The organism is Streptomyces sp. NPDC029014, from assembly GCF_055564695.1.
The window spans coordinates 116,784-138,373 of sequence record NZ_JBVHVT010000005.1 but is presented as its reverse complement, the minus strand read 5'-3'; the positions used below and the strand labels follow the sequence as shown (position 1 = coordinate 138,373).

Sequence of the window (21,590 nt, the reverse complement as noted above, 5' to 3'; positions counted from 1 at the left end):
CCAGCCCTTGGTCTTCCCTTTACCTTTCCGGCCCTCCGCGGGTACTCTGGTGCCCGCGGAGGGGAGTATTCCTGCTTTCCTGCTACGGCGTGCCCGTCAGTACGGACCGATGAGTCCCGGGGCGCCGGCCCACGGCCTCCAGGGGGCCGCCCGGGTGGAAGAGACCTCCGGCAGCGATGTCGCTGACCTGTGTGCCAAGCCATCTGCCGGAGGCCTGAACCGTGGACGTTTCGTTGAACTTGTGGGTGCTGACCATTCTCGGTCTCGGCATCCTCATCGGCGCCGATTTCTTCATCGGCCGCAAACCGCACGACGTGTCGATCAAGGAAGCCGGCACCTGGACCGTCGTCTGGATCGTCCTCGCCGGGCTCTTCGGCCTCGGCCTGCTGTACTTCGGCAACGCCCAGGCGTCCCAGGAGTTCTTCGCCGGCTTCATCACCGAGAAGTCCCTGAGCGTCGACAACCTCTTCGTCTTCGTCCTGATCATGGCGAAGTTCTCGGTGCCCTCGCACCTCCAGCAGCGCGTGCTGCTCATCGGCGTGCTGATCGCCCTGGTCCTGCGCGCGGTGTTCATCGCCGCCGGCGCGGCGATCATCACGAACTTCTCCTGGGTCTTCTACCTCTTCGGCGCCTTCCTGATCTACACCGCCTGGAAGCTCATCCAGGAGGCCCGGGCCGGTGAGGAGGAGGACGAGTTCGAGGAGAACCGCCTCCTGAAGTCGGTCGAGAAGAAGTTCGGCGTCGCCGACAAGTACCACGGCACCAAGCTGTTCATCACGAACAACGGCAAGCGCGTCCTGACCCCGCTGATGGTGGTCATGCTCGCCATCGGCACCACCGACGTGCTGTTCGCCCTGGACTCGATCCCCGCGATCTTCGGCCTCACCCAGGACCCGTACATCGTCTTCACGGCCAACGCCTTCGCCCTGATGGGTCTGCGCCAGCTGTACTTCCTCATCGGCGGCCTGCTCAAGAAGCTGGTCCACCTCAGCTACGGCCTGTCCGTCATCCTCGGCTTCATCGGGGTCAAGCTCGTCCTCCACGCGCTGCACGAGTCCGAGGTCCACGTCCCGCAGATCTCCATCCCGGTCTCCCTGGGCGTCATCTGCACGGTCCTCGTCATCACCACCATCACCAGCCTGATGGCCTCGAAGAAGCAGGCGGCCGCCGTCCCGGCCGCCCGCCGCGACGGCGAGCAGGCCCCGGAGAACATCGAGGCCTGACGCCCGCAGGGCAGGCACGGCGCCCCGGTCCGGGGCTAGACGGGGGCGGCCGCTTCGGCCGCCCCCGTCTCCGTGTGCGCGGCCCGCCGCACCCGCTCCGGGTTGGTCTCCGGGAGCAGCGCGAAGCAGGCCAGGCTGACCAGCGCGATCCCGCCCAGGTACGCCGCCACGCCCCACGGCGGACCGGAGCCGTCCGCCAGCGCCGTCGCCACGATCGGGGTCAGCGCCCCGCCCAGCACCCCGCCCAGGTTGTAGCCGACGGCCGCGCCCGTGCAGCGGATCCGCGGGGCGTACAGCTCCGGCAGGTACGCGCCGATCACCGCCAGCACCGTCCCGATGCACAGCAGCGCACCGACCGCGCCCACCGCCATCGGCACCGCGTCCGCCGTCCCCAGCAGCGCCACGAACGGGAACATCCACAGCGCGCAGGCCGCACAGCCGGCCAGGCACAGCGGGCGCCGGCCCCACCGGTCGCCGAGGACCGCCGCCACCGGCGTCCACATCGCCATGATCCCGACCCCGGTCATGACGCAGACCAGCATCGTGGTGCGGTCCGCCCCGAGGTGCTCGGTGCCGTACGCGAGGGACCAGGTGGTGACCCCGTAGAAGACCGCGTACGCCGCGGCCAGCGACCCGCCGGTCAGCAGGATCAGCCGCCAGTGCCCGCGCAGCACCTCCGCCAGCGGGGCCTCGGCCCGCTGCCCGGACTCGGCGAGTGCACGGAACTGCGGGGTCTCCTCGACCGAGCGCCGCAGCCACAGCCCGGCCAGGGCCAGCAGCCCCGCCGCCCAGAACGGCAGCCGCCAGCCCCAGGACGCGAACTGGGCGTCGGTCAGCGTCGCGGACAGCGCCAGGGTGATGCCGTTGGCCAGCAGGAAGCCCACCGAGGGGCCCACCTGCGGGAAGCTCGACCACAGCCCGCGCCGCCCCTCGGGGGCGTGCTCCGCGGTCACCAGCACCGCACCGCCCCACTCGCCGCCGAGGCCGAGGCCCTGGAGGAAGCGGAGCACGAGCAGCAGGACCGGGGCGGCCAACCCGATGGAGGCGTATGTGGGTACGCAGCCGACCGCCACCGTCGCCAGCCCGGTCAGCAGCAGCGAGGCGAGCAGCACCGGACGCCGGCCGTACCGGTCGCCGACGTGACCGAAGAGCGCCGAGCCCAGCGGGCGGGCGAGGAAGCCGACCCCGAACGTGCCGAAGGCGGCGAGGGTTCCGGCGAGCGGGGAGAACGAGGGGAAGAAGAGCGGGCCGAGGACCAGGGCCGCGGCCGTGCCGTACACGAAGAAGTCGTAGAACTCGACGGCGGTGCCGGCCAGCGCGGCCGACGCGAGGCGCAGCATCGAGGGGGACCGGGGAACCGGGGACGGGGAGGGATCCTGTTGCATGATGCAGCAGTTACCCCTCCCCGCACCCCCGGGACGGGCGTTCGGTCAACTTCGACCGGAACGAGTGCACGGGCCCGCAGGGGTGACCGAGACCTACCAGCCGCGCTCGCGCCACTCGGCCAGATGCGGCCGCTCGGCCCCGAGCGTGGTGTCGTTGCCGTGGCCCGGGTACACCCAGGTCTCGTCCGGGAGTTCGCCGAACAGCTTCTGCTCGACGTCGTCGAGGAGGCGGGTGAAGGCCTCCGGGTCGTCGTGGGTGTTGCCGACGCCGCCGGGGAAGAGGCAGTCCCCGGTGAACACGTGCGCGTGCCCGTGCGGGTCGTCGTAGACCAGGGCGATCGAGCCGGGGGTGTGCCCGACCAGGTGCCGGGCGGTCAGTCCGACCCGGCCGACCTTGATCACGTCCCCGTCCGCGACGGGCACGTCGGTGGGGACCGGGATGCCCTCGGCGTCGAGGGCGCCGGCGTACGTGCGTGCGCCGGTCGCCGCGACCACCTCCGCCAGGGCCTGCCAGTGGTCGCCGTGCTGGTGGGTGGTGACCACGGACGCGATGCCGTCGTCGCCGATCAGGTTCAGCAGCGTCTGGGGTTCGGCGGCCGCGTCGATCAGCAGCTGCTCGCCGGTGGCCCGGCACCGCAGCAGATAGGCGTTGTTGTCCATCGGACCCACCGCGACCTTGGAGATCATCAGGTCCGCAAGTTCGTGTACGTCGGCGGGACCGCCGACCTTGACCGCTCCGGTGTACGTCATGTGCTGATCCTAGAGCGGGGGAAGGGTCGGGAGGGGCCCGCCCGAGGTGGTCAGCGAGGCGCCCTTGTCACCGCGGCCGGCCAGCCAGGCCAGCAGCCCGGCCGCCGGGCCGGAGACGGTGACGGCGGGCTCACCGGACGGGCCCGTGCGCCAGGTGCGGCCGTCGGCGGCCAGCAGGGTGGGCGGCACCTCGGGGCGCGCGGACCAGCGGTCCGCGAGGAAGTCGATCTCGCGGCCGGTGAACTCCTCCGGGAGGTCCCCCAACTCGTAGCCGACGTTCAGGTCGACGTGGTGCAGCTCGATCTCGACGAGGCGGCGGAACGGTAGGTTGGACGCCAGGTCGGTGACGCCGCCCCGCAGCTCGACGGTGCGGGACCAGTCCTGGTCGCCCCCGGTCTGCGCCATGAAGCGGTCGTGGCTGGCACGCAGGTCGGCGAGCTGCTCCGGGAGCGGGCGGCCGGAGCCCCGCTCGATGTCCGTGTCCCGGGCGTCGGCGCTCTCGTACATGGGCCGACCCGCGAAGACGTTGACGAGGGCGTCGGCGTTGCGCGAGAGGTGGGCGAGCACGTGGCCGCGGCTCCAGCCCGGGAGGTGTGACTCCTCGGCCAGGGCGGCGTTGTCCAGTTTCGCGACCGCGGTCAGCAGCCGCTCCGTGGCTTCCCGTACAAGTTGCAGGTCGTGCACATGATCGGTCATGGGGCCGAGCCTAGTGGCCAGGGCCGCCCGCCACACGAACGGGTGAAGCAGTCGGCGGAGTGCCGTAAATCGAATGCGCGTGCTATACGCTCGGAAGTCCAGCCCGACTCCCATCTCGACCCCACTGCAGAGGCGCCCCCCATACCCTGGGACGGGGGCCCGTGCCCCCGCTCTCTCAAGAAAGGTGCGGACCGGCGTGACCGACCGACTCATCGTTCGTGGCGCTCGCGAGCACAACCTCAAGAACGTCTCGCTCGACCTGCCCCGCGACTCGCTCATCGTCTTCACCGGTCTGTCCGGGTCCGGCAAGTCCTCCCTGGCCTTCGACACGATCTTCGCCGAGGGGCAGCGACGCTACGTCGAGTCGCTCTCGTCGTACGCCCGCCAGTTCCTGGGCCAGATGGACAAGCCCGACGTGGACTTCATCGAGGGCCTCTCCCCGGCGGTCTCGATCGACCAGAAGTCGACCTCGCGCAACCCGCGCTCGACGGTCGGCACCATCACCGAGGTCTACGACTACCTCCGCCTGCTCTTCGCGCGCATCGGCAAGCCCCACTGCCCCGAGTGCCGGCGCCCGATCTCCCGGCAGTCGCCGCAGGCGATCGTCGACAAGGTGCTCGCGCTGCCCGAGGGCAGCCGCTTCCAGGTGCTCTCGCCGCTCGTGCGCGAGCGCAAGGGCGAGTTCGTCGACCTCTTCGCGGACCTGCAGACCAAGGGCTACAGCCGGGCCCGGGTGGACGGGGAGACCGTCCAGCTCTCCGAGCCGCCGACGCTGAAGAAGCAGGAGAAGCACACCATCGAGGTGGTCGTCGACCGCCTCACCGTCAAGGACAGCGCCAAGCGCCGGCTCACCGACTCCGTCGAGACCGCCCTCGGCCTCTCCGGCGGCATGGTGATCCTGGACTTCGTCGACCTCCCCGAGGACGACCCCGAGCGCGAGCGGATGTACTCCGAGCACCTCTACTGCCCGTACGACGACCTGTCCTTCGAGGAGCTGGAGCCGCGCTCCTTCTCCTTCAACTCGCCCTTCGGCGCCTGCCCCGAGTGCACCGGCATCGGTACGCGCATGGAGGTCGACCCGGAGCTGATCGTCCCGGACGAGGAGAAGTCCCTCGACGAGGGCGCCGTCTCGCCGTGGTCGCTCGGCCACACCAAGGACTACTTCCAGCGGCTCATCGGCGCGCTCGCCGGCGAGCTGGGCTTCCGCACGGACATCCCCTGGGCCGGGCTGCCGCTGCGGGCCAGGAAGGCCCTGCTGTACGGGCACAAGACGCAGATCGAGGTCCGCTACCGCAACCGCTACGGCCGCGAGCGCGCCTACACCACGGCCTTCGAGGGCGCCGTGCCGTTCGTCCGGCGCCGGCACGCGGAGTCCGAGAGCGACGCCAGCCGTGAGCGCTTCGAGGGCTACATGCGCGAGGTGCCCTGCCCCACCTGTGAGGGCACCCGGCTCAAGCCGATCGTGCTCGCGGTGACGGTGATGGAGAAGTCCATCGCCGAGGTCGCCGCGATGTCGATCAGCGAGTGCGCGGACTTCCTGGGCCGGCTCCGGCTCGACGCCCGCGACAAGAAGATCGCCGAGCGGGTCCTCAAGGAGGTCAACGAGCGGCTCCGCTTCCTCGTCGACGTGGGCCTGGACTACCTGTCGCTGAACCGCGCCGCCGGCACCCTGTCGGGCGGCGAGGCCCAGCGCATCCGGCTGGCCACGCAGATCGGATCCGGCCTGGTCGGCGTGCTCTACGTGCTGGACGAGCCGTCCATCGGCCTGCACCAGCGCGACAACCACCGGCTGATCGAGACCCTCGTCCGGCTCCGCGACATGGGCAACACCCTGATCGTCGTCGAGCACGACGAGGACACCATCAAGACCGCCGACTGGGTCGTCGACATCGGCCCCGGCGCCGGCGAGCACGGCGGCAAGGTCGTCCACAGCGGCTCGCTCAAGGAGCTCCTGGACAACAGCGCCTCGATGACCGGGCAGTACCTGTCCGGCAAGAGGTCCATCGCCGTGCCGGACGTGCGCCGGCCCGTCAACGGCGCCCGGAAGCTCACGGTCCACGGGGCCAAGGAGAACAACCTGCGGGACATCGACGTCTCCTTCCCGCTGGGCGTGCTCACGGCCGTCACCGGCGTGTCCGGCTCGGGCAAGTCGACGCTGGTCAACGACATCCTGTACACGCACCTCGCGCGCGAACTGAACGGCGCCCGCTCGGTGCCGGGCCGCCACACCCGAGTCGACGGCGACGACCTCGTCGACAAGGTGGTGCACGTAGACCAGTCGCCGATCGGCCGCACCCCGCGCTCCAACCCGGCGACGTACACGGGCGTCTTCGACAACATCCGCAAGCTGTTCGCGGAGACGATGGAGGCGAAGGTGCGCGGCTACCTGCCGGGCCGCTTCTCCTTCAACGTCAAGGGCGGCCGGTGCGAGAACTGCTCCGGCGACGGCACCATCAAGATCGAGATGAACTTCCTGCCGGACGTGTACGTCCCCTGCGAGGTCTGCCACGGCGACCGGTACAACCGGGAGACGCTGGAGGTCCACTACAAGGGCAAGTCCATCGCCGAGGTCCTCAACATGCCGATCGAGGAGGCGCTGGAGTTCTTCGAGGCGGTCCCCACGATCGCCCGGCACCTGAAGACGCTCACCGAGGTCGGCCTCGGGTACGTCCGGCTCGGCCAGTCCGCCCCGACCCTGTCGGGCGGCGAGGCGCAGCGCGTCAAGCTGGCGTCGGAGCTCCAGAAGCGGTCGACGGGCCGGACCGTGTACGTCCTGGACGAGCCCACGACCGGCCTGCACTTCGAGGACATCTCGAAGCTGATCAAGGTGCTGTCGGGGCTGGTGGACAAGGGCAACTCGGTGATCGTCATCGAGCACAACCTGGACGTCATCAAGACCGCGGACTGGGTCATCGACATGGGCCCCGAGGGCGGCTACGGCGGCGGCCTCGTCGTCGCCGAGGGCACCCCGGAACAGGTGGCGTCCGTGGGCGCGAGCCACACCGGCAAGTTCCTGCGCGACATCCTCGGGGCGGAGCGGATCTCCGACGCGGCCCCGGTCGCCGCCCCGGCGAAGAAGACGGCCACCCGGAAGACGGCCGCGGCCAAGACCACGGCCGCCAAGACCACGGCCGCCAAGACCACGGCGGCCAAGAAGACCGTGGCGAAGAAGACCGCGGCCCGCTCCCGCAAGGCGTAGCCGCGCCCGCTGCGGCGCGGCGCAGTGCAGGCCCGCCCCTGCCCGAGGACGTCCCCCGGGCAGGGGCGGTCGGCTGCCTGCGCGTTCCGCCCCGGCCGGGATCAGCCGAGCTCGGCCGCGTACGGCGGCTCGGCTCCCGTCCGGGTACAGGTCAGCGCCGCCGCGCGGGCGGCGAAGGCCAGTGCCTCCGGCCAGTCCACCGCGCCTCCGGGGCCGCCGCCCGGCGCCGCCAGGCGGTGCAGCAGCGCCGCGCTGACCGTGTCGCCCGCACCGATCGTGTCCGCCACGGCCACCGCCGGCGAAGGCACCGAGTACCGCTCGCCCTCCCGCGTCCACACGCTCATCCCCTGCGCCCCGCGGGTCAGCACCACCGCCGACGGCCCAGCAGCCAGCCAGTCCGCGACCCGCCCGCCGAGCCAGTCGGCGTCGTCCTCCGACAGCTTGAGCACCGACACCGACGGCAGCCAGCCCAGGAACCGGGCCCGGTACGCCGCGGGATCCGCCACCAGCGCCGGCCGCACGTTCGGGTCCAGCAAGGTCAGCAGCCCGCGCCCGGCCTCCCGGCGCAGCAGGGCCTCGTACGCGCTCGCCCCCGGCTCCAGCGCGAGCGAGCAGGTGCCGAGCGCGAGGGCCCGGGCCTCCCGCGGCAGCGCCCCGGGCAGCCGGAACAGCCGGTCCGCGGTGCCCTCCACGTAGAAGCCGTACACCGCCGAGCCGTCCGGGCCCAGCGAGGGCACGGCCAGCGTGGTCGGCTCCGGGCCGCGCTGCACCAGCGAGCAGTCCACCCCCGCCGCCCGCAGTCCCGCCAGCAGGCTCTCGCCGAACCCGTCGCGGGACACCCGGGAGCAGAACGCGACCTCGGCGCCGAGCCGGCCCAGCGCCACGGCGGTGTTGTACGGGCCCCCGCCGGGCCGCGGCAGCAGCGCACCCGGCGGCTGCGCCACGGGCACGAGGTCGATCAGGGCTTCTCCACCGACGACGATCACGCGGGGGAAGGTATCCCATCCGCCGCCGGTATCGTCAGATGGGCCTAAAACCCTCACGCCAGGAGAACCGCATGCCCGCGCCGCAGCCCGCAGCCCGCCGAACCCTGCTCAAGGGCGCCGCAGCGATCGTCGGGGCCGCCGGGGCCGGTGCGGCGCTCACCGCCTGCTCCACCGAGTCCCACAGCGGCGCCGGCTCCCCGGCCGTTCCCACCGCCCCCGTGGAGTTGGGCGCCGCGGCCGACGTGCCGGTCGGCGGCGCGAAGCTGTACCGGGAGAACAAGCTCGTCGTCAGCTGCCCGGCGGAGGGGCAGTACAAGGCGTTCAGCGCGCAGTGCACGCACGCCGGCTGCGTGCTGGACAAGATCGTCGAGGGGCAGGGCAACTGCCCCTGCCACGGCAGCCGCTTCGACGTGGCCACCGGCAGGGTACTGCGCGGGCCGGCCACCGACCCGCTGCCCGCCGTTCCCGTCCGGGCGGAGGGCGGCAAGCTGATCGCGGGCTGACGCTGCGGGGAACTGCGCCGCCGGCTCGGTGTCGGGTGGACAGGGGGAGCCCCTGCGGGTGGGGGCGCGGGGCGTTCGGGTTGTCGGTGGGCGACAGTAGGGTGGCGGCATGGCCGACCCTTCCAGCTACCGCCCCCAGCCGGGGCAGGTCCCCGACTCCCCGGGCGTCTACCGCTTCCGTGACGAGCACCGCCGGGTGATCTACGTCGGGAAGGCCAAGAGCCTGCGCCAGCGCCTGGCGAACTACTTCCAGGACGTCGCCGGGCTCCACCCCCGTACCGCCACCATGGTCACCACCGCCGCCTCCGTCGAGTGGACCGTGGTCTCCACCGAGGTCGAGGCCCTCCAGCTGGAGTACTCCTGGATCAAGGAGTACGACCCCCGGTTCAACGTGAAGTACCGGGACGACAAGAGCTACCCCTCCCTCGCCGTGACCATGAACGAGGAGTTCCCCCGGGTCCAGGTCATGCGCGGGCCCAAGAAGAAGGGCGTGCGGTACTTCGGGCCGTACGCGCACGCCTGGGCCATCCGCGAGACCGTCGACCTGATGCTCCGGGTGTTTCCGGTGCGCACCTGCTCCGCCGGGGTGTTCAAGCGGTCCGCGCAGATCGGCCGCCCCTGCCTGCTCGGCTACATCGGCAAGTGCTCCGCGCCCTGCGTCGGCCGGGTCAGCCCCGAGGAGCACCGGGAACTGGCCGAGGACTTCTGCGACTTCATGGCCGGGCGGACGGGCGCGTACCTCTCCCGCCTGGAGCAGCAGATGCACGAGGCCGCCGAGGAGATGGAGTACGAGAAGGCCGCCCGGCTGCGCGACGACATAGGGGCGCTGCGCCGCGCCATGGAGAAGAACGCGGTCGTGCTCGCGGACGCCACCGACGCCGACCTGATCGCGGTCGCCGAGGACGAGCTGGAGGCCGCCGTGCAGATCTTCCACGTGCGGGGCGGCCGGGTCCGCGGCCAGCGCGGCTGGGTCACCGACAAGGTCGAGGCCGTCGACACGGCCGGGCTCGTCGAGCACGCCCTGCAGCAGCTGTACGGGGAGGAGACCGGCGAGGCCGTCCCCAAGGAGGTGCTGGTCCCGGCCCTGCCCGAGGACGACGCCGCCCTCGGCCAGTGGCTCGCCGCGCGGCGCGGCTCCCTGGTGAGCCTGCGGGTGCCGCAGCGCGGGGACAAGAAGGCCCTGATGGAGACCGTCCACCGCAACGCCCTGCAGGCCCTGGCCCTGCACAAGACCAAGCGTGCCGCCGATCTGACCACCCGCTCCCGGGCCCTGGAGGAGATCGCCGAGGCCCTCGACCTCGACAGCGCCCCGCTGCGCATCGAGTGCTTCGACATCTCCCACCTGCAGGGCGACGACGTGGTGGCGTCCATGGTCGTCTTCGAGGACGGGCTCGCCCGCAAGAGCGAGTACCGGCGTTTCCAGATCAAGTCCTTCGCGGGGCAGGACGACGTCCGCTCGATGCACGAGGTGGTCTCCCGCCGCTTCCGCCGCTACCTCCAGGAGAAGCTGAAGACCGGCGAGTGGGCCCCCGAGGACGGGGACGGCGCCGAGGACGGCCCCGGGGCGCAGGAGGTCTCCGCGCAGGACGACGGGCGCCCCAAGCGTTTCGCCTACCCGCCGCAGCTCGTCGTCGTCGACGGCGGGCAGCCCCAGGTGGCCGCTGCCCGGCGGGCCCTGGAGGAGCTCGGCATCGACGACGTCGCCGTGTGCGGGCTGGCCAAGCGGCTGGAGGAGGTGTGGCTGCCCGGCGACGACGACCCCGTCGTGCTGCCCCGCAGCAGCGAGGGCCTGTACCTGCTCCAGCGGGTACGTGACGAAGCCCACCGTTTCGCCATCCAGTACCAGCGGAGCAAGCGCGGCAAACGGCTCAAGGCGGGGCCCCTGGACGAGGTGCCCGGGCTCGGCGACACGCGCAAACAGGCCTTGATCAAGCACTTCGGTTCGGTGAAGAAGCTCCGGCAGGCGACAATCGACCAGATCTGCGAGGTCCCGGGCATAGGACGCAAGACGGCCGAGTCCGTGGCCGCGGCCCTCGCCCAGGCGGCCCCCGCCGCTCCTGCCGTCAACACGGCGACGGGGGAGATCATTGAGGATGAGACCCCCGCGTCCGCGGTGGGGGTACCGCCCAGCGGCAGCTGGGGGACGTCGTCCGAACGGGGGACCGATCAATGACCGAGCACGAGACCGAGTACGACCGAGACGGAGCACAGGTGAGTACGGGCACGACACCAGAGCCCGGCGAGAGCGCCGAGGCCGCCATCCCCGAGCTGGTGATCATCTCCGGGATGTCCGGGGCCGGCCGCAGCACCGCGGCGAAGTGCCTGGAGGACCTCGGCTGGTTCGTCGTGGACAACCTTCCGCCGGCGCTGATCCCCACCATGGTGGAGCTCGGCGCCCGCTCGCAGGGCAACGTGGCGCGGATCGCCGTCGTCGTCGACGTCCGCGGCCGCCAGTTCTTCGACGCCCTGCGCGAGGCCCTCGCCGACCTCGAGCTGCGCGGGGTGACCCGGCGCATCGTGTTCCTGGAGTCCTCCGACGAGGCCCTGGTGCGCCGCTTCGAGTCGGTCCGCCGCCCGCACCCGCTGCAGGGAGACGGCCGCATCGTCGACGGCATCGCCGCCGAGCGCGACCTGCTGCGCGAGCTGCGCGGCGACGCCGACCTGGTGATCGACACCTCCAGCCTGAACGTGCACGAGCTGCGCGCCAAGATGGACGCCCAGTTCGCCGGCGACGAGGAGCCCGAGCTGCGGGCCACCGTCATGTCCTTCGGGTACAAGTACGGCCTGCCCGTCGACGCCGACCTCGTCGTCGACTGCCGTTTCATCCCGAACCCGCACTGGGTGCCCGAGCTGCGCCCCTTCACCGGGCTGAACCCCGAGGTGTCGGGCTACGTCTTCAGCCAGCCCGGCTCCAAGGAGTTCCTCGACCGCTACACGGAGCTGCTCCAGCTCATCGCCGCGGGCTACCGCCGCGAGGGCAAGCGGTACGTGACCATCGCCGTCGGCTGCACGGGCGGCAAGCACCGCAGCGTCGCCATGTCCGAGAAGCTCGCCGCCCGCCTCGCCTCCGAAGGGGTCGAGACCGTCGTGGTGCACCGGGACATGGGGCGCGAGTGACCGGACGTACCCTGAGGCTGCGCCGCCTGCGCCGCCTCACCTCGGGGCGGGGCGAGGGCATCGCCGGCCGCACCGCGCCGCGCCGCGGCGCGGCCCCCAAGGGGGCCGCGCCCAAGGTCGTCGCGCTCGGCGGCGGCATGGGGCTGTCGGCCTCCCTGGCCGCCCTGCGCCGGATCACCGGCGAACTCACGGCCGTGGTCACCGTCGCCGACGACGGCGGTTCCAGCGGCCGGCTGCGCGAGGAGCTCGGCGTGCTCCCGCCCGGCGACCTCCGCAAGGCACTGGCCGCCCTGTGCGGCGACGACGACTGGGGCCAGACCTGGGCCCGCGTCATCCAGCACCGCTTCCAGTCCGCCGGCGACCTCCACGAGCACGCGGTGGGCAACCTGCTCATCGTGGCCCTGTGGGAGCAGCTCGGCGACCCCGTCCAGGCCCTGGACCTGGTCGGCAGGCTGCTCGGCGCGCAGGGCCGGGTGCTGCCGATGTCGGCGGTGCCGCTGGAGCTCCAGGCCATGGTCAGGGGCCACGACCCGGCCCGGCCCGCGGACGTCGACACCGTCCGCGGGCAGGCCACCGTCGCCACCACCCCCGGCGAGGTCTTGTCCGTGCACGTCGTGCCGAGCGACCCGCCGGCGGTGCCGGAGGCCGTCGCCGCGGTCCTGGACGCGGACTGGGTGGTGCTGGGCCCCGGCTCGTGGTTCTCGTCCGTGATCCCGCACCTGCTGGTGCCGGAGCTGCTGGACGCGCTGATGGAGACCAAGGCGCGGCGGGTCCTCTCGCTGAACCTGGCTCCGCAGCCCGGCGAAACAGAGGGCTTCTCTCCGCAGCGTCATTTGGAGGTTTTGGCCCGACACGCCCCTAAACTCGCCCTGGACGTGGTGCTGGCCGACCAGGCCGCCGTGCCCGACCGCGAGTCCCTCGCCGATGCCGCGCAGCGCTTCGGTGCCGCGGTCGAGCTGGCGCCGGTGGCCAGGGAGGACGGCTCCCCGAAGCACGACCCGGAGCTGCTGGCCGCCGCGTACGACCGTATTTTTCGGATGCATGGAAGGATCGGCCCATGGCGATGACGCCAGCGGTGAAGGATGAGATCTCCCGGCTCCCCGTCACCCGGACCTGCTGCAGGAAGGCGGAGGTCTCGGCGATCCTTCGGTTCGCGGGCGGGCTGCACCTGGTGAGCGGCAGGATCGTCATCGAGGCGGAGCTGGACACCGGGATCGCCGCCCGCCGCCTGCGCAAGGACATCCTGGAGATTTTCGGCCACTCGTCGGACCTGGTGGTCATGGCCCCCGGCGGCCTGCGCCGCGGCAGCCGGTACGTCGTCCGGGTCGTGGCCGGGGGCGACCAGCTGGCCCGCCAGACGGGGCTCGTGGACGGCCGCGGCCGCCCCATCCGGGGTCTGCCCCCGCAGGTGGTCTCCGGGGCCACCTGTGACGCGGAGGCGGCCTGGCGCGGGGCCTTCCTGGCCCACGGCTCGCTCACCGAGCCGGGCCGGTCCTCCTCCCTGGAGGTCACCTGCCCCGGCCCGGAGGCCGCGCTGGCCCTGGTGGGCGCCGCCCGTCGGCTCTCCATCGCCGCCAAGGCGCGCGAGGTGCGCGGTGTGGACCGGGTCGTCGTCCGCGACGGCGACGCCATCGGCGCCCTGCTGACCCGGCTCGGCGCCCACGAGTCGGTGCTGGCCTGGGAGGAGCGGCGGATGCGCCGCGAGGTCCGTGCCACCGCGAACCGCCTCGCCAACTTCGACGACGCCAACCTGCGCCGGTCGGCGCGGGCCGCCGTGGCCGCCGGGGCCCGCGTCCAGCGCGCCCTGGAGATTCTCGGCGAGGAGGTCCCCGAGCACCTCGCCGCCGCGGGCCGGCTGCGCATGGAGCACAAGCAGGCCTCCCTGGAGGAGCTCGGCGCGCTCGCCGACCCGCCGCTGACCAAGGACGCGGTCGCCGGCCGGATCCGGCGCCTGCTCGCGATGGCCGACAAGCGGGCCCAGGACCTCGGCATCCCCGGCACCGAGTCGAACCTCAGCGACGAGATGGCCGACAACCTGGCCGGATGAGCTGCCGCGGCGGGGTCGACGGTGGTTCGGCGGCGCCCCTCCAAGGGCGCGGGGAACCGCGCGTCGGCGACAACGGGTCCGCAGTCGGTCGCCGACCCGTCGCAGCAGCTCCCGCGGGGCGCTCGGCAGCCCTGTTGCCCGTACGCCGCGCCGCAGGGGCCCGCACGTCGCAGTCCGCGTCACGTGCCGGCCCCTGCCGCGCGGCGGCTCAATCCCACGAGGCCCCATTGACATGAACATGGGCTCTCGTGAGCCTGTCGTGCACACCATTTCGCTTTCGTGGCTGACGACGCCCAGGGGGGCACATGAGGCACCTCACGAGATCGATCCTCGCCGCCGGCGCACTCCTCTTAGGCACCACCGTGGCCGCCCTCCCGGCGGCCCACGCCCGCCCCGCGGCGGACACCGCCCCGGGCGCCGACACCGATACCGATGACGTACGCGTCTACGAGGCCGACGTCACCAAGGAGCAGATCCCCCTCGTCCTCGCCGCGGGCCAGGACGCCCACGAGCTCACCGAGCGCGCCCCGCAGACGGGTACGGCCCGCGTCGAGCTGATCCTCACCCCCTCCCAGGCCGGGAAGCTCTCCGCCCGCGGGATCCGGCTCGCCGAGCGGCGGGTGGGGCAGTCGGCCCGCGCCCAGGCCCCCGGCGACGGGGTCTTCCGCCCGTACAGCGGCAAGGGCGGCCTCCAGGAGGAGGTCCTCAGGACGGCCCAGGAGCACCCGGCCCTCACGAAGGTCGTCTCCATCGGCAAGACCGTCCAGGGCAAGGACATCCTCGCGCTGAAGGTCAGCAAGGACGCCGACCGCGTCCGCGACGGCGGGAAGCCGTCCGTGCTCTACATGTCCAACCAGCACGCCCGCGAGTGGATCACCCCCGAGATGACCCGGCGGCTGATGCACCACACCCTCGACAACTACGGCAAGGACCCGCGTATCACCGCCCTGGTGGACTCCACCGAGCTGTGGTTCCTGCTCTCCGCCAACCCCGACGGGTACGACTACACCCACGCCCCCGACGGCAAGCGGCTGTGGCGCAAGAACCTGGCCGACAACAACGGCGACGGGAAGACCACCACCGGGGACGGCGTCGACCTCAACCGGAACTTCACCTACAAGTGGGGCTACGACAACGAGGGTTCCTCACCGAACCCGTCGAGCGAGACCTACCGCGGCCCCCGGGCCTCCTCCGAACCCGAGACCGTCGCCCTCGACCGGTTCGAGAAGCGCATCGGCTTCCGGTACGCGGTCAACTACCACTCCGCCGCCGAGCTGCTGCTCTACGGGGTGGGCTGGCAGGTGGCCACCGGCACCCCGGACGACGTCGCCTACAAGGCGCTGGCCGGCACCCCCGAGAACCCGGCCGTCCCCGGCTACCACCCGCAGCTGTCGTCGGAGCTCTACACCACCAACGGCGAGGCCGACGGCCACGCGTCCAACGTCAACGGCATCATGATGTTCACGCCGGAGATGACGACCTGCCAGACGGCTTCCGCCAGCGATCCGAACGACCGCTGGCGGCCCGAGGACTGCCGCTCCGGCTTCACCTTCCCCGACGACGAGAAGCTGATCCAGGCGGAGTTCGCCAAGAACGTCCCCTTCGCCCTCGCCGTCGCCGAGAGCGCCACCCGCCCCGACCGCCCGAAGTCCCCGGTGGGCCTGACCGCCGCCGACTTCACCCTCGACCCCTTCACCACCTCCTACGCGGCCCGCGGCCAGGCCCAGCCGGTCTCCGTCACGGCCCGCAAGGCGCTGAAGGACAAGCGGCTCACGTACCGCATCAACGGCGGCCGGACGCACGACGAGGGACTGCGCGCCTGGAAGGGCGGCTCCGTCTACGGCGGCGAGGACCACAACTGGTTCGACCAGTACCGGGCGGAGGTGGACGGCGCCGGACCCGGCGACCGCGTCGAGGCCTGGTTCACCGGCCGCGACGAGTCCGGCCGGAAGGTATCCAGCGAGCACTTCACGTACACCGTGGCCCAGCGGCCGCGCGCCGACGTGCTGGTGATCGCCGAGGAGGGAGCCACGGCCCGGCACGCGCAGACCTACGTCGACGCCCTGCGCGCGGCCGGCCGGTCCGCGGCCGTCTGGGACGTGGCCGAGCGCGGCGCCCCGCACCACCTCGGCGTCCTCTCCCACTTCCGCACCGCCGTCCACTACACCGGCGCCGCCGAGCCCGGCGGTGCCACCCAGCTCGCCGTGCGCGACTTCCTCAACGAGGGCGGCCGGCTGGTCGAGGCCGGCGAACTGGCCGGCGGCGACGCCCAGGTCGGGCCCGCCCTGACCGACGACTTCAGCCAGTACTACCTCGGCGCGTACGGTCGCGCCGGAGCCCGCGGCGCCACCGGATTCAACGGCGCCGGCGCCCTGGCCGGCGCCCAGGGGCCCGTGGCCGACGCGGCGGGCAACCCGCTGGACGCCCCCGGCGCGTACACGGTGACCTCCGAGGCCCTGCCCCCGGCGCAGTTCCCGCAGTTCAAGAGCGCGCAGGGCGGTAGCTACGCCGGGGTCGCGAACCCGTACGCCCCCTACGCCGGCACCGGGATGGCCGCAGCCGCCCACGCCGACGACGACTGGAAGCGGCTGACCCGCACCATCGACCTCACCAAGGTCACCGCGGCCGACCGGCCGCAGCTCAAGGCCGCCCTCCACTGGAACACCGAGCCCGGCTACGACCACGCGGTCCTGGAGGCCCGCACCGCCGGCGCGGACGACTGGACCACGCTGCCCGAGGCCGGCGGCCTCACCCGCTCCCAGGTCCCGGCGGACTGCGCCGCCGGCTTCTTCCTGGGCGGCCACCCGTTCCTCGGCCACTACCTGACCCTCGGCGCCGACGGCTGCACCGCAACGGGCAGCAGCGGCGCGTGGCACAGCTTCACCGGCTCCTCCGACGGCTGGAAGCAGGTCTCCTTCGACCTGGGCGCCTACGCGGGGAAGACGGTCGAGCTCTCCTTCTCCTACATCACCGACGGGAGCGAGGGCGGCCGCGGCGTCTTCCTCGACGACGCACGCCTGTCCGTCGGGTCAGTGGACCAGACCACTGATGGTTTCGAGGGCTCTCTGGGAGCCTGGACGGTGCGGGCCGGACCCGCCGGAAGCCCCGACGTCCCGGGTGACTGGTCCGTCTCCGGAGAGCTGTTCAAGTCCTACGCATCGGTCACCACGCGTAACACCGTCCTGCTCGGATTCGGTCTGGAGCACCTGTCGACGGCCCGGGACCGTGCCGTACTGATCGGTAAGGCGCTCCGTTCGCTGCACCACTGATCGAAGGCCCGACCGCAGCTCACCGTGCGTGACGGGGGCCGAGGCCCCGAGGGTTCCGCACCGGCCTCCCGGTGCGGCCCCGGGGTGTGTCAGCCCTTGGACGATGTCACTCGCAAGCTCACGGAGAGGTAGGGTCGTAAGCGGTCGGGGACATCCCATTTACAGCTCGCCGGCGCACAGACCGGCGCACCAACGAGGAGATCGGTTCGTGACGATCCGCGTAGGAATCAACGGTTTTGGCCGCATTGGCCGCAACTACTTCCGAGCTCTCCTGGAGCAGGGGGCGGACATCGAGATCGTCGGTGTCAACGACCTGACGGACAACGCCACCCTGGTGCACCTCCTCAAGTACGACAGCATCCTCGGCCGCCTCCGGCAGGAGGTCACGCACACCGAGGACACCATCACGGTCGGCGGCAACACCTTCAAGACCTTCGCCGAGCGCGACCCCGCGAACCTCCCCTGGGGCGAGCTGGGCGCCGACATCGTCATCGAGTCGACCGGCATCTTCACGAAGAAGGCCGACGCCGCCAAGCACCTCGCCGCCGGCGCGAAGAAGGTCCTCATCTCGGCTCCGGCCAAGGACGAGGACATCACCATCGTGATGGGCGTCAACCAGGACAAGTACGACGCGGCCAACCACCACGTCATCTCCAACGCCTCCTGCACCACCAACTGCGTGGCGCCGATGGCCAAGGTCCTCGACGAGAACTTCGGCATCGTCAAGGGCATGATGACCACGGTCCACGCGTACACGAACGACCAGCGCATCCTGGACTTCCCGCACTCGGACCTGCGCCGCGCCCGCGCCGCCGCCGAGAACATCATCCCGACCTCCACCGGTGCCGCCAAGGCCACCGCCCTGGTCCTCCCGCAGCTCAAGGGCAAGCTGGACGGCATCGCCATGCGCGTCCCGGTCCCCACCGGCTCGGTCACCGACCTCGTCATCGAGCTGGACCGCGAGACGACCAAGGAAGAGATCAACACCGCCTTCCAGAAGGCCGCCGAGGGCCAGCTGAAGGGCATCCTGGACTACACCGAGGACCCGATCGTCTCCTCCGACATCGTGAACTGGCCCGCCTCCTGCACGTTCGACTCGTCCCTGACGATGGTCCAGGGCAAGCAGGTCAAGGTCGTCGGCTGGTACGACAACGAGTGGGGCTACTCCAACCGCCTCGTCGACCTCACCGTCTTCGTCGGCGGTCAGCTCTAAGGTTCGTCGGGCACCAAAGCCGAACACGATGATGTGAGCACAGGGTCCGCGCAGCGCGATGAAGCGTTGTACGGGCCCTGTTGCTTGCCTGTCCCACCCACCCCGCACCGGGCACCGCCGGTGCCGGGGGACAAGGAGTAGAAACAGATGAAGACGATCGACGAACTCCTCGCCGAGGGCGTCTCCGGCAAGAGGGTCTTCGTGCGCGCGGACCTCAACGTGCCGCTCGCCGGTGACAAGATCACCGACGACGGCCGCATCCGCGCCGTGCAGCCGACCATCGCGAAGCTCGCCGAGGCCGGCGCCCGCGTGGTCGTCGCCTCGCACCTGGGCCGCCCGAAGGGTGCTCCGGACCCGGCCTTCTCCCTCGCCCCGGCCGCCCAGCGGCTCGGCGAACTGCTCGGCGCCGAGGTGGCCTTCGCCGCCGACACCGTCGGCGCCTCGGCCCGGGAGACCGTCGCCAAGCTCGCCGACGGCCAGGTCGCGGTCCTGGAGAACCTGCGCTTCAACGCCGGCGAGACGTCCAAGGACGACGCCGAGCGCGGCGCCTTCGCCGACCAGCTCGCCGAGCTGGCCGACGTCTACGTCGGCGACGGCTTCGGCGCCGTCCACCGCAAGCACGCCTCGGTCTTCGACCTGCCCGCGCGCCTCCCGCACGCGGCCGGCTTCCTCATCGCCACCGAGGTCGGCGTCCTGAAGAAGCTGACCGCCGACGTCAAGCGCCCCTACGTCGTCGTCCTGGGCGGCGCCAAGGTCTCCGACAAGCTCGCCGTCATCGACGAGCTGCTCGGCAAGGCCGACCGCCTGCTGATCGGCGGCGGCATGGCGTACACCTTCCTGTACGCCAAGGGCTACGAGGTCGGCATCTCCCTGCTCCAGAAGGACCAGGTGGAGAGGGTCAAGGAGTACATGGCCCGGGCCGAGGCCAATGGCGTCGAGCTGGTCCTGCCGGTGGACGTCCTCGCCTCCGCGGACTTCCCCGACATCAAGGGCGGCACCCCGGCCGACTACATCACCGTCGACGCGGACGAGATCCCCGCCGACAAGGAGGGCCTGGACATCGGCCCCCGGACCCGCGAACTGTACGCTTCGAAGATCGCCGACGCCGAGACCGTCTTCTGGAACGGCCCGGTGGGCGTCTTCGAGCACCCCGACTACGCCGGCGGCACCCGCGCGATCGCGCAGGCCCTCGTCGACAGCTCCGCGTTCACCGTCGTCGGCGGCGGTGACTCCGCCGCCGCCGTGCGTACGCTCGGCTTCGACGAGAACGCTTTCGGCCACATCTCTACCGGCGGCGGCGCCTCCCTCGAGTACCTCGAGGGCAAGTCGCTCCCCGGCATCGCTGCACTGGAGGTCTGACCCCGCATGACCACGCGCACCCCGCTGATGGCGGGCAACTGGAAGATGAACCTCAACCACCTCGAGGCCATCGCCCACACCCAGAAGCTCGCCTTCGCCCTCTCCGACAAGGACCACGACGCCGTCGAGGTCGCCGTCCTGGTGCCCTTCACCGACCTGCGCTCGGTGCAGACGCTGGTCGAGGGCGACAAGCTGAAGATCAAGTACGGCGCCCAGGACATCTCGGCGCAGGACTCCGGCGCCTACACCGGCGAGATCTCCGGCCCGATGCTCTCGAAGCTGAAGTGCACGTACGTGGCCGTCGGCCACAGCGAGCGCCGCCAGTACCACGGCGAGACCGACGAGATCTGCAACGCCAAGGTCAAGGCCGCGTTCCGCCACGGCCTCACCCCGATCCTGTGCGTCGGCGAGGGCCTCGACGTCCGCAAGGCCGGCAACCAGGTCGCGCACACCCTCGCCCAGGTCGACGGCGGCCTCAAGGACGTCCCGGCCGACCAGGCCGAGTCCGTCGTGATCGCCTACGAGCCCGTCTGGGCCATCGGCACCGGCGAGGTCGCCACCCCCGAGGACGCCCAGGAGGTCTGCGGGGCCATCCGCGGCCGTCTCGCCGAGCTGTACTCCCAGGAGCTGGCCGACAAGGTCCGCATCCAGTACGGCGGCTCGGTCAAGGGCGGCAACATCGCGGCGATCATGGCCCAGCCGGACGTCGACGGCGCCCTCGTGGGCGGCGCGTCCCTCGACGCGGACGAGTTCGTCAAGATCGTCCGGTTCCGGGACCAGTAGTCGCGCCGGGTCCGCACGCAGGCCGGACGCTCGCGGCAGCGAGTAGGCGGCGGGGCGGATCCGTCGTACCCTTGCGGGGGCCAGGGGGCTGAACCAGCAGCCACTGGCCCCCGCGCACGTCCAGCACAGCCGGAAGCCAAGAGAAGCCAGAAAGTAGGAACCAGCCGTGGTTATGGGGTTCTCGATTGCCCTGATCGTCTTCAGCGCCCTGCTGATGCTGCTCGTGCTGATGCACAAGGGCAAGGGCGGCGGCCTCTCGGACATGTTCGGCGGCGGCATGCAGTCGTCCGTCGGCGGCTCGTCGGTCGCCGAGCGCAACCTCGACCGCATCACCGTCGTGATCGGTCTGCTGTGGTTCGCGTGCATCGTGGCGCTGGGCCTGCTCACCAAGTCGTCGGGCTGACCCGTCCGGGAAGCCGTCGGTTCTCGCCATTCGGCCCGTCCGGCCGGCCCCGCCCTGCCTATCATGAAGACGGCGTCCGCAGCCTGGAGTGAGTAACTCCATTTGCTGGACGTCCGTTGGGCCTTACGTAGACTGGGGCGCCCGCGGCGGAATCCACTCACGCTTCGCGGCACCATCACGCAGGGAGTTACGACCGTGGCAAGTGGCAACGCGATCCGGGGCAGCCGGGTCGGGGCGGGGCCGATGGGCGAGGCGGAGCGCGGTGAGTCCGCACCCCGCCTGCGCATCTCGTTCTGGTGCTCCAACGGGCACGAGACGCAGCCCAGCTTCGCCAGCGACGCGCAGGTGCCGGACACCTGGGACTGCCCGCGCTGCGGGTTCCCGGCCGGGCAGGACCGGGACAACCCCCCGGCGCCGCCCCGCACCGAGCCCTACAAGACGCACCTGGCGTACGTACGGGAGCGGCGCACGGACGCCGACGGCGAGGCGATCCTCGCCGAGGCGCTCGCCAAACTCCGCGGCGAGATCTGAACGAACGCGCGGTGACGATGTGACAGGGGCCCGGGGGGGGGGGGGGGGGGGGGGGGGGGGGGGGGGGGGGGATCGCGGGTGCGGTTCTCGACCTCCTTCCCCCTTCTCTCCTCGCGCGGGGTAAAG

17 protein-coding genes are annotated in these 21,590 nt (G+C 71.7%); 13 read left to right on the top strand and 4 right to left on the bottom strand.

The features are described 5' to 3' along the window. Positions 1 to 221 precede the first annotated feature (221 nt). Positions 222 to 1,223, top strand: a complete 1,002-nt coding sequence (locus tag ACZ4VL_RS04615) for a TerC family protein (protein WP_468195777.1) — start codon at positions 222 to 224, stop codon at positions 1,221 to 1,223. A gap of 35 nt (positions 1,224 to 1,258) precedes the next feature. Here the strand turns inward: ACZ4VL_RS04615 and ACZ4VL_RS04610 are convergent, their stop codons facing one another. The 3 genes from ACZ4VL_RS04610 to ACZ4VL_RS04600 all read right to left on the bottom strand — a co-directional run bounded on the left by ACZ4VL_RS04610 (position 1,259) and on the right by ACZ4VL_RS04600 (position 4,054). Next, on the bottom strand, positions 1,259 to 2,608 hold the full coding sequence (locus ACZ4VL_RS04610; RefSeq protein ID WP_468195774.1) for an MFS transporter: 1,350 nt from the start codon (positions 2,606 to 2,608) through the stop codon (positions 1,259 to 1,261). A 93-nt stretch (positions 2,609 to 2,701) separates the two neighbouring features. After that, complete coding sequence (locus tag ACZ4VL_RS04605; RefSeq protein WP_468195771.1) at positions 2,702 to 3,358, bottom strand: MBL fold metallo-hydrolase; 657 nt, start codon at positions 3,356 to 3,358, stop codon at positions 2,702 to 2,704. A 9-nt stretch (positions 3,359 to 3,367) separates the two neighbouring features. Beyond that, positions 3,368 to 4,054: a maleylpyruvate isomerase family mycothiol-dependent enzyme gene (locus ACZ4VL_RS04600; protein ID WP_468195769.1), complete on the bottom strand. Its 687-nt coding sequence runs from the start codon at positions 4,052 to 4,054 to the stop codon at positions 3,368 to 3,370. 196 nt (positions 4,055 to 4,250) lie between these two features. Here ACZ4VL_RS04600 and uvrA point away from each other — a divergent pair, with 196 nt between their 5' ends. Then, entirely contained in the window at positions 4,251 to 7,253 is a 3,003-nt protein-coding gene (uvrA, locus tag ACZ4VL_RS04595; RefSeq protein WP_468195766.1) for an excinuclease ABC subunit UvrA, read from the top strand. Between the two features lie 101 nt (positions 7,254 to 7,354). Here uvrA and ACZ4VL_RS04590 read toward each other — a convergent pair whose 3' ends face one another. Next, positions 7,355 to 8,239, bottom strand: a complete 885-nt coding sequence (locus ACZ4VL_RS04590) for a carbohydrate kinase family protein (RefSeq protein ID WP_468195763.1) — start codon at positions 8,237 to 8,239, stop codon at positions 7,355 to 7,357. Between the two features lie 71 nt (positions 8,240 to 8,310). On the opposite strand from ACZ4VL_RS04590, the gene ACZ4VL_RS04585 reads away from it, so the two are divergent. The 11 genes from ACZ4VL_RS04585 (at position 8,311) to ACZ4VL_RS04535 (ending at position 21,464) form a co-directional block, all read left to right on the top strand. Then, positions 8,311 to 8,742, top strand: a complete 432-nt coding sequence (locus tag ACZ4VL_RS04585) for a Rieske (2Fe-2S) protein (RefSeq protein WP_468195761.1) — start codon at positions 8,311 to 8,313, stop codon at positions 8,740 to 8,742. A 109-nt stretch (positions 8,743 to 8,851) separates the two neighbouring features. After that, positions 8,852 to 10,915, top strand: a complete 2,064-nt coding sequence (gene uvrC, locus ACZ4VL_RS04580; protein ID WP_468195759.1) for an excinuclease ABC subunit UvrC — start codon at positions 8,852 to 8,854, stop codon at positions 10,913 to 10,915. Then, complete coding sequence (gene rapZ, locus ACZ4VL_RS04575) at positions 10,912 to 11,859, top strand: RNase adapter RapZ (RefSeq protein ID WP_361087849.1); 948 nt, start codon at positions 10,912 to 10,914, stop codon at positions 11,857 to 11,859. Before uvrC ends, rapZ begins: the two co-directional genes overlap by 4 nt. Then, a complete protein-coding gene (locus ACZ4VL_RS04570; protein ID WP_468195756.1) occupies positions 11,856 to 12,926 on the top strand; it encodes a gluconeogenesis factor YvcK family protein in 1,071 nt (356 codons plus the stop codon). Before rapZ ends, ACZ4VL_RS04570 begins: the two co-directional genes overlap by 4 nt. After that, a complete protein-coding gene (whiA, locus tag ACZ4VL_RS04565; protein ID WP_360626588.1) occupies positions 12,917 to 13,906 on the top strand; it encodes a DNA-binding protein WhiA in 990 nt (329 codons plus the stop codon). The genes ACZ4VL_RS04570 and whiA overlap by 10 nt, the downstream gene beginning before the upstream one ends. Positions 13,907 to 14,211: 305 nt before the next feature. After that, on the top strand, positions 14,212 to 17,175 hold the full coding sequence (locus tag ACZ4VL_RS04560) for a M14 family metallopeptidase (RefSeq protein WP_468195752.1): 2,964 nt from the start codon (positions 14,212 to 14,214) through the stop codon (positions 17,173 to 17,175). 208 nt (positions 17,176 to 17,383) lie between these two features. After that, complete coding sequence (gene gap, locus ACZ4VL_RS04555; protein ID WP_468195749.1) at positions 17,384 to 18,388, top strand: type I glyceraldehyde-3-phosphate dehydrogenase; 1,005 nt, start codon at positions 17,384 to 17,386, stop codon at positions 18,386 to 18,388. 147 nt (positions 18,389 to 18,535) lie between these two features. Beyond that, positions 18,536 to 19,747, top strand: coding sequence for a phosphoglycerate kinase (locus ACZ4VL_RS04550; protein ID WP_468195747.1), 1,212 nt, complete (start codon positions 18,536 to 18,538; stop codon positions 19,745 to 19,747). A gap of 6 nt (positions 19,748 to 19,753) precedes the next feature. Next, entirely contained in the window at positions 19,754 to 20,530 is a 777-nt protein-coding gene (gene tpiA / locus ACZ4VL_RS04545) for a triose-phosphate isomerase (RefSeq protein ID WP_468195745.1), read from the top strand. Between the two features lie 172 nt (positions 20,531 to 20,702). Continuing rightward, positions 20,703 to 20,933, top strand: a complete 231-nt coding sequence (secG, locus tag ACZ4VL_RS04540) for a preprotein translocase subunit SecG (protein ID WP_468195743.1) — start codon at positions 20,703 to 20,705, stop codon at positions 20,931 to 20,933. Positions 20,934 to 21,128: 195 nt separating this feature from the next. After that, the gene (locus ACZ4VL_RS04535; RefSeq protein WP_007263454.1) at positions 21,129 to 21,464 is read left to right on the top strand and encodes an RNA polymerase-binding protein RbpA; all 336 of its coding nucleotides are present in this window, start codon (positions 21,129 to 21,131) and stop codon (positions 21,462 to 21,464) included. Positions 21,465 to 21,590 lie beyond the last annotated feature (126 nt).